The organism is Candidatus Bathyarchaeota archaeon (assembly GCA_029882535.1).
Lineage (GTDB): Archaea > Thermoproteota > Bathyarchaeia > Bathyarchaeales > SOJC01 > JAOUKM01.
This window is the reverse complement of record JAOUKM010000046.1, coordinates 1-8,459: the sequence shown is the minus strand read 5'-3', so window position 1 is coordinate 8,459 and position 8,459 is coordinate 1. Positions and strand designations below refer to the sequence as shown.

The following is an 8,459-nucleotide window of genomic DNA, read 5'->3' as shown; positions in this document are numbered from 1 at the left end:
CGCCAATTCTTTTTCGATAAACACGCCTGTTCTGCCTATTTTATCTCTTCGTAGAAGTGCACGCACACGGTCCAACACGGTCTCTAAAGAAATTCTTAAAAGTTTAGCTATTTCCTCCTCTCGTCCGATTATACTGCTTTCGATATGCCCTCTTTCTATCGGCTCTATTAGCATAAGTCTCTTGTCAACTCCAGCCACTCTTTTATTTTCCTCTAGCGTTGTAAGGGCGATTTCTCCGCCGAAGCGGTAAAAATCTCTTTCTACTCGACGCATTTTTACGAGAGGAAAAGAAACTCCCTTTTGTTCACCGATTTCAATGTAGCCTTTTACTGCGTAGTAAGGTGTGGCTTGTACGATCAATCGTCTGTTTATCTGAATGCCTGCTCTTTCGAGTGTTCCTTCAATTGTGAAAGAAGAGGGTGGGTTTGGTAGGAAAATGTCTACGTCGCTTTTTGCGGTAACGTCTCCCCTCGCTATGCTGCCATAAGTTATTGTGATTAGGTTTGCCTTTTCAAGAGCGTCCATTATCTTTGCTGCTTCAGAACGTAGCATCTTCAACTGTTGCCAATGCTGCCTGTCGTAGTAGATTTCCAAGCGTTCAGCATGTCTAACGGGTTTCTTAGCCATGATATTTCTAGCCTTCTACAGAAACCTATACTAAAGTGCTAATTTTTAATAAAGTAAAGCAAGGACCCGTGCAATAAAACAATGTTCTCAACATGTACCCTATGTAAACACAGAGATGCAATTTACGTGCGACCATACTCAGGCGAAAGACTATGCACCAGATGTTTCTGTCGTTCTATTGAGAATAAAGTCAGAGCAGCTATAGCCAAATACGAGATGCTCCGCTTCGACGACAGAATAGCCATCGGAGTTTCAGGCGGAAAAGATAGCATGGCGCTTCTTCACATTATGGTTAAGCTTGAAAAGTCGTTCCCTAAAGCAAAGTTAACCGCTATCACGGCTGATGAAGGAATCAAAGGTTACAGGAATGAGGCGTTAAAAATCGCGGAAAAAAGCTGCCAGAAGCTTGGTGTTGAGCATGTTACTGTTTCGTTTAAGGATTTGTTTGGATATAAACTAGACGAGTTAGTTGAGAGATTACATAAGAAGCAGACAAGTGATGGAGGCTTAACACCCTGTGCCTACTGCGGCGTCCTACGACGACGTGCTCTTAATTCTGCGGCTCGAAACTGCGGAGCAACAAAACTTGCAACCGCCCATAACCTCGACGACGAAACACAAACTATACTCTTAAACATCTTGCACGGCGACCCACTAAGAATAGCCAAAGTTAAACCCGTCTCGTCCCACACACACCCCAATTTTGTGTGCCGCATTAAGCCCTTCTGCGAAGTTCTTGAAAGAGAAACAACATTGTATGCCTATTTAAAAAAGATAGAGTTCCAAAGCATACCATGCTCCTACGCATCTGCAGCGTTAAGAAACGACGTCCGCACCATGCTGAATAGAATGGAAGAAAAACATTCAGGCATAAAGTACACGGTTTATCGCTCAGCGGAAAAACTATGGTCTCCCATAGAGAATGCAGTGAAAGCAGAAAAACTGAGAAATTGCAGAATATGTGGTGAACCAACCGTAAACGAAATATGCCAACCATGTAAAATGCTACAAAACCTAAAGTTACACAAACATTAAGCGCGAATTTAGGGTGACGGGTCACCGAGGTTCGGTGCCCAGTTTTAGTCAAGCCCACAGCTTACTCTTGTCTAGTATCCGCACCCCCTTGAGCGCTAAACGTCTAGACTTAGGTTGCTCCCTCCCGGGCCTGGCCAGATTCACCTAGCAAGTACAGAAACTGCCTCCCTACAGAGACAGCTCCGTGACCGCCAGCCCCAAGGGACGGATATTCATTGCAAGGGTAAGCGGAGCCTGACGCTCTTTGACATCTCAGCCTCGGCTGTCAGTCCGTCGTGTAGAGGATTTACGGTCAAGGCAATGCCTTTCAGAGGACCCCTAGCCCCCCACTTAAGGCCCGCCACCCAAACTTCATAGTCCTATCCAAACATTAAAACTTTGCCAAGCGTTGATACTGTTACCTTGTTTTTGTTTGTTTGGAGTTGTGGCGAGACTGCCCTATTTGGAGCATCGAACGATTCGTTAGATTTTTGGGTTTCTTCCAATGTGCTTCGCCACCTACTTAAGGCAGCAATCAAACCAACATGTAAGGACGCGTAGAAGAAACTTCTAGCTATTTTCGGGTTGAGTCTTCCAAATCTTCTTCAGTAACATCAATTTGATGTTGTTTCAATGCTTGTTGATACCAACCTTGCTCTTCTGGTTCATTAGGAGATCTGGTTTCATGAATTCTCTACGTCCATGGCTTTTATCATTTATGAGAGAGAGGAATTAGAAATTTTAGCTATCAAGTAACCTATGATGCCTACAACTGCAGAGACTACGAGAGAATAGATTTATAGTTTATAGTGCTTAGGTCGTGTGACAGATAGAGAGGAAAACACGAGTCAAATGATTCCGAGAAGAAAACTTGTAATCTTCGACGTTGAAGGAGTGCTGATGCCTAAAAACCGTTTTCTAGTCTTCGAATTAGGGCGAAATTTGAGTTTTCCGCAGTTCATTAAGCTCCTTTTCATTGGTTTTCTTTACGAAGTAGGCTTGCTCTCTCTAGAATCAGCGCTAAAGGGAATGTTTAAACTATTTCGAGGTTTCAGCGTAGAAGAACTGTTGAATGTATTCAGAAAACTACCTTTGCTCCTGCATACAGAAGCAGTTTTTGCAGAACTAAGGGAAAAAGGGTTAAAGACTGCTCTTGTGAGCTCCGGGTTTCCTCAAGTAGTTGTCGAAAATCTTGCCTCTCGCTTGAAAGCTGACTACGCCTTTGGACTCGAATTAGAAATCAAGAATAATACCTTAACAGGAAGCATCAAAGGCGACGTCATAAAGAAGAATGGCAAAGCTCTTATAATGAAAAAAATCTTAGACCGAGAGAATCTAACAAAACAGGATTGCGTGGTAGTAGCTGATGACCGCAACAACTCTCCAATTTTCTACACAGAAAGTTTAAAGATAGGCTACAATCCAGATTTTTTAATAGTTTTGAAGTCAGATCATGTCATAAGGGAAAACTTGCTAGAAATTGTATCCATTTTTGAAGGAACTCAAAAAAGACCTCGTTATTCCCTATCATACAATGAAGTGATTCGGGAAACTATACATGTTGGTGGTGGGGTCTTTGTGATTTTAGCCACTAATTACTTTGGAGCTTACATAGTTGCTTTCCTTCTATTCTTGACAACTCTGGTATACATAGCATCTGAGCTTGCCAGAATCAAAAGAAAAAACATCCCCTTATTTTCGTCAATTACTCTAAACGCAGCAACCTTCTCAGAACGGTACGAATTTGCAATGGCTCCCATATTTTTCGCTTTAGGCATTATGCTATCTCTGTTACTTTTTCCAACTCCATTAAACTATGCATCGATAGCTATAGTCTCATTTGGAGACAGCGCAGCGTCGATTTTCGGCAAATTACTCGGAAAAACTTGCATTTCTTTCAACAAAGGCAAAAACCTAGAAGGATCTCTCGTCGGATTCGCTTTCGCTTTTTTCGGCGCCGTATTTTTTCTGCATCCGCTGCATGCCTTCATCGGCGCAGTTGTAGGCATGTTTGTGGAATCCTTTCCGTTGCCGATTAATGATAATCTTTCAATACCATTGGCAGCTGGTGTGTTGTTGACTCTTCTGTGATCTCTCACCTGAAAGACGATTTATTTGGAATTAATATTCTCATTTCATAAAGGATTAGTCTACGGTTGTTGAACATAGTTTTCGACAGAGGATACTATAACAATTCATGCTGCTATGTTAGAGGATTGAAAAGTGATAGAACGCATAAAAACTGGAGTAGAAGGATTAGACGAACTCATTGATGGAGGAGTGATAAAGGGCGAGGTCATGCTGTTAGCAGGTACCACAGGTAGCGGCAAAACAATCTTCTCCACCCAATTCATCTACAACGGGGCTACGCAATATAGAGAGAAAGGAGTGTACGCAACTTTTGAGGAGGATGAAGCAAGCTTGAAAAGAAACATGGAAAAACTGGGTATGGACTTGGAAAAACTGGAACGAGAGGGCAAGATTAAAGTTATTGGATTGCAAGCGATGAAAGAGGCAGGTTTAAACGCAAATTTAGACTTCGTTCTGAAGACAGTTAGGGAAATACAGGCTGAACGATTGGTTATAGACTCTCTTACTGCTTTTCTCATTGGAACAGGCGAAAAGTTTGAGTATAGAACTCTTATGCATCTTTTTTATAAGATACTAAAAAAGATGAGTTGCACGACGATAATGACTTGCAGCGTACCAGCAGGCTCTGACACGTTGGGGCTTGGAATAGAGGAGTTTATAGCCGATTCAGTGATAGTCCTTGAAAATGTCATGGTTGATACCGAGCTTAAAACGCGTTTTTTGATTCGAAAAATGCGGGGAACAAGTCACAGCAGAAAGTATCATGATGTCATAATAGGAGAAAAGGGACTTAAGATAGTGCCATTCTCAACAATGTAGCACTTGGTAAACGGCATGATAGACTTGGCGTTTTATTTTGCAACTCTCGCTGTTCTCATTACATTAATAACTTTTATTGTACGACAGAAGGGCTCTTACTTTAAGTCAGTGCAAATACTGCTACTCATAGCGTTTTCAGGAGTCGCCTCGGTTGTCTTAACCAACGCGATTAAAAACTATTTAATAAACGAAAGCTGGATAATGCTACCATACGTCCTCTGGGGGACGTCTGCTGTATTAGTGGCTGCGTTAGCAGTGGAGCACACTGCTTTTATGCTACACAAAAGACAGCAGATGATGCAACGAAAAGGCTTTTTCTCAAGCAAGATAAACATAATTTCTCTTTTCTTTAAAGTCTTTACACTTGCGGTTTTGATCACAGCATGGATCTTCAATCCCTGGCAAGTAAGATATAGTATTCCTGATCTATGGGGGAATTTGGTTTATGGATTTGTATATGACCAATGGTTCACAGCGGTTCTTGGAGGTTTACTAATTGCTGTTATTTTGTACCCTTGTACAGTTTTTATTCTTTTAAGTCGTAAATGCAATGACAAACATGTTTCCGATGCTCTATGGTGGCTTGGAATTTGTTGGGCAGCTACTGGAGTAACATTGATGTTTTTTCATGGACTAGTAAGGAACTTGAACATAGAGTTAATGGAAATAAGTTCTCTATCTTATGTGCTCTATTATGGAATTGTTGCATACTACTTCAAGCAGACAACAACTCTAGAAGGTCTATTCAACACTACATATCCCTCTCTTCGTTTAAGAGAAGGAGAACATCTTGTCGTTTTCTACACCAACAAAGTGGACAAGTGGAAACTCTTTTCAACCTATATTCGCCAAGGCTTACGTCAAGGCGACAGAGTTGTCTATGCATATTCTAACATCGATTCTGAAATTGTCAGGTCTAGACTGAAGGAACATGGAATGGAAGTAGAAAAACATGAAAAAAAGGGTTCTCTTGTTTTGATGAGTGTCTCGCATGTTTATATACGGAATGGCGTCATCGACAAGAGCCAATTAATCAATTTTTGGAATGACTTAAAAATCGACGCGAAGAAAGGTGGGTTCAAGCATGAAAGAGACCTTTTTGATCTGGGTGACTTGAGCTTTTTAGGTGACCAAAAAGAAAAATACTTTGAATACTTGAGAGAGGCAAACACGCGATTAATGGACCCCTTCATGATTGAACTTCGAGCAGTTAACATCGAAAACTTGAGCCCTCAGCTAATTCAAGAATTCAAGTTTCTGAGCACAAAGTCAATGGACTTGCTTGAATATTCAGACAAGTTTTCAAAAAGAATTGGAGTAAACCACAAGCATGTAGTGGGCAGAAATCTATTACTAGAATTCGATCCTGCAGCGAATTATGAAGAAGCAATTCGCGATTTTGTGTTGGAAGCATCAGCGAACGCTGAAACAGTTATAATATTTACCGGTAAAGGCAGCGTAATTCACACAATTCTAAGTATACAAGAAAATGTGAAGTTTTTGCTATTGACACAGCTCGCTTCTACTCCAAAAACCGATAAACATACTGGTGAGATTTTAATACCTGCGAACAATACGTCTCTTCTTCTCGACGCCTTAAACAAAACTGTTAAAAGTCATCCTGATGGGAATTTCAACTTTGTTTTTGACAACCTGACTAGTCTCATTTTGCAAGTAGGATTTGAAAAAACATATAATTTCGTGCGCTACGCCTTAGAGATGCTAAGTTCAATAAATGCCACTGCCATATTTTTGTTTAACTCTAATGCTCATGATCAAAAAATCGTATCCAGTTTGAGAAGTTTGTTCAGCAACCAAGTAATCTTTGAAAAAGGAGGAGTAGAAATTATTAAGTTGCCTGAAACGTTAATGAAAGCTAGATAGGCGAGGGATATTGATGAAGAGAGAAATTGAGTTTGAAAAGTCGCTTGTAAAGACTATTGATGTGCAGCTTAAACAGGTTTTTGGAGAAATGGGAACTTTGGTTATCTATGATTATTTGCAGAGTGTCCTTTCGTTGCGGCAAGAAGAGATTCCGAAAAAGCTGGAGGTTTTTGCTGAAGGGTTGGATAGGTTTCTTAGTTCTGGGGCTAGAGTGGTGGAGAAAGTGATTTTGGATGGTCTTTATTCCGACTTTAGCCAAGATTTTCAGTTCAAGGAAGGTTACACATTTGTTGATTATGTGAATGCGTTGAGAACAACTGTAAAGAAGGACGACAAGTAAAGGGTTTTACGCGTTGGCATTTGGGAATTTTGTAGGTTACGTATAGACTATATAAAGTCGGGTTTTATCCGTCACAGAGTTCTTCTGAAAATTTTGTGAAAGAAAGGAGGTTTAGGAGAGGTGCGGGGGGCGGGATTTGAACCCGCGAAGGCCTTCGCCAGAGGATCTTAAGTCCTCCCCCTTGTCCTAGGGGTTTAGATGCCCATATTTAGACCTGGCTTGGGAACCCCCGCCGTTGTTTATGGATGGTGCATAGTGGTTTTTAATTTTAGCGTTGCTTGAGGATGTGAGGTATGATGTCGCGGAGGTCGTTGCTTTTGATTGTTATGTTTGCGTGTTTTTCTATATCTTTGTTGGTTGGGTTGAAGGCTATGGCGAGGGCGACTTTTTTGAAGAGGGGTATGAGGGTGGGGTCGTCGCCGACTGCTGCACATTCTTTGGGTGTGAGGTTGAATTTTTGGAGGATGGTGGGTAGGTGTTTGTCTTTGTTGTGGAAGGAAACGTTGACTTCGACTTCACCTGTTAGGATACCGTTTTTGGTTATGAGGGTGTTGACTGTGTAGCCGTTAGTGCCCATTTCTTTTTGAATTCTTTTTGCGACTTGAGTTAGACCAGCGCTTAAGAGGTATATTTTGACTTGGTTTTGTTTTAGGGTGTTGAGGGCTTGTTTGGCGCCTTTTGTGTAGGGCATTTGGTTGACGATTTGGTTGATTTTTGCTAGGGATTGGTTTTTCCAGAGGGTGGCGTCTAGTTTTGCCCATTGTTCGTAGGTGATTTGGTTTTTGAAGAATTGGTTGTGATGTTTTTTAGCTTGGCTCCATGTTCCTAGGTTTTGGTGTATGTGTTGCCAGCTGTGGGTTTGGAGGATTGTGCCGTCGATGTCGAAGATTACGAGTTTTATTGTCATTGTGGCTTGTTTTTGTGTGGTGAGGTTGAAAAGGGTTGCTGAAGACTGTGTGCGCGTCACTCTTAGACTCCCCTAGATAATATTTGGATCCAGATAGATTTGGGGCGGGAATAAGTAGATGTTTTGTTTTTTGTGTAGAAAAAGGGGGAAAAAGGGTTGATCTGTCTTGAAGTGTTCCTATTTTAGGCGGGCAGTGCAGCCGCCACAGTGCTTTTGTCTGAGCAGTGTAAACCCAGCAATGTACCAGTAGTCAAAGTCTAAATCATGAATCCATGCGATTGCCACACCTTGCGAATTACCGTACGCCCGCGGAGGGACGCATACAATTGCAAAGTCGTCTATGGGAAACACGTTCGAAGACCACAAAGGTAAGTCGCGGGCACCGCGCTTGTTGAATGGGTTGCTTATGTAAATAATCTCAAGCTCATAAGATTCTTCCTGACCAAAGTATACTTGATATCCGTACATAGCAAGCATGTATACTCCTGTTCCTGTAGCGCTTGCTTCGATTACTGCGATTTCTGGAGAAGCGCCGGTTGCGCCAGAGACATCAAAGGATCCCTCTGGACCTACGACGTACAGATCCAAGTCGCTTGTTGCCCATCTATCCCAATTTCGCTCCCAAGACAGTGTTATAATGGCAATTCCTTGGGTTTCCATTGGCATCTCAAATGCGTAATAATGCCACTCTCCTTCCTCTATAGCACCAAAGTATGTTCGGATTCTGCCTCTATAGACTTCCACTTGTGCTTCTGGTATGAAGATGACTCTATTTTC

9 protein-coding genes, 1 tRNA gene and 1 other RNA gene are annotated in these 8,459 nt (G+C 41.8%); 5 read left to right on the top strand and 6 right to left on the bottom strand.

Features of this window, described 5'->3' with window-relative positions; genetic code table 11:
- Positions 1–627: nucleotidyltransferase domain-containing protein (locus OEX01_08845; GenBank protein ID MDH5449087.1), on the bottom strand; the 627-nt coding region annotated here is incomplete at its 3' end.
- 81 nt (positions 628–708) lie between these two features.
- Here OEX01_08845 and OEX01_08840 point away from each other — a divergent pair.
- Positions 709–1,662 carry a TIGR00269 family protein gene (locus OEX01_08840; GenBank protein MDH5449086.1) on the top strand — a complete coding sequence of 318 codons (954 nt, stop codon included), beginning with the start codon at positions 709–711 and terminating at the stop codon, positions 1,660–1,662.
- 14 nt (positions 1,663–1,676) lie between these two features.
- Here the strand turns inward: OEX01_08840 and ffs are convergent.
- Together ffs and OEX01_08830 are read right to left on the bottom strand one after the other, a co-directional pair.
- An RNA gene (ffs, locus tag OEX01_08835) (signal recognition particle sRNA) lies at positions 1,677–2,005 on the bottom strand.
- A gap of 16 nt (positions 2,006–2,021) precedes the next feature.
- Positions 2,022–2,147, bottom strand: a complete 126-nt coding sequence (locus OEX01_08830; protein MDH5449085.1) for a hypothetical protein — start codon at positions 2,145–2,147, stop codon at positions 2,022–2,024.
- 316 nt (positions 2,148–2,463) lie between these two features.
- Between OEX01_08830 and OEX01_08825 the strand changes: the two genes are divergently transcribed.
- The 4 genes from OEX01_08825 (at position 2,464) to OEX01_08810 (ending at position 6,775) form a co-directional block, all read left to right on the top strand.
- Entirely contained in the window at positions 2,464–3,732 is a 1,269-nt protein-coding gene (locus OEX01_08825; protein MDH5449084.1) for an HAD-IB family phosphatase, read from the top strand.
- A 132-nt stretch (positions 3,733–3,864) separates the two neighbouring features.
- Positions 3,865–4,551 carry an AAA family ATPase gene (locus OEX01_08820; protein MDH5449083.1) on the top strand — a complete coding sequence of 229 codons (687 nt, stop codon included), beginning with the start codon at positions 3,865–3,867 and terminating at the stop codon, positions 4,549–4,551.
- A gap of 3 nt (positions 4,552–4,554) precedes the next feature.
- Positions 4,555–6,435, top strand: a complete 1,881-nt coding sequence (locus OEX01_08815; GenBank protein MDH5449082.1) for an MEDS domain-containing protein — start codon at positions 4,555–4,557, stop codon at positions 6,433–6,435.
- A gap of 13 nt (positions 6,436–6,448) precedes the next feature.
- A complete protein-coding gene (locus tag OEX01_08810) occupies positions 6,449–6,775 on the top strand; it encodes a hypothetical protein (GenBank protein ID MDH5449081.1) in 327 nt (108 codons plus the stop codon).
- A gap of 121 nt (positions 6,776–6,896) precedes the next feature.
- On the opposite strand, the gene OEX01_08805 is transcribed toward OEX01_08810, so the two are convergent.
- The 3 genes from OEX01_08805 to OEX01_08795 form a co-directional block, all read right to left on the bottom strand.
- Positions 6,897–7,008, bottom strand: a tRNA-Leu gene (locus tag OEX01_08805).
- 35 nt (positions 7,009–7,043) lie between these two features.
- Complete coding sequence (locus OEX01_08800) at positions 7,044–7,742, bottom strand: HAD family phosphatase (protein ID MDH5449080.1); 699 nt, start codon at positions 7,740–7,742, stop codon at positions 7,044–7,046.
- 117 nt (positions 7,743–7,859) lie between these two features.
- Positions 7,860–8,459: hypothetical protein (locus tag OEX01_08795; GenBank protein MDH5449079.1), on the bottom strand; the 600-nt coding region annotated here is incomplete at its 5' end.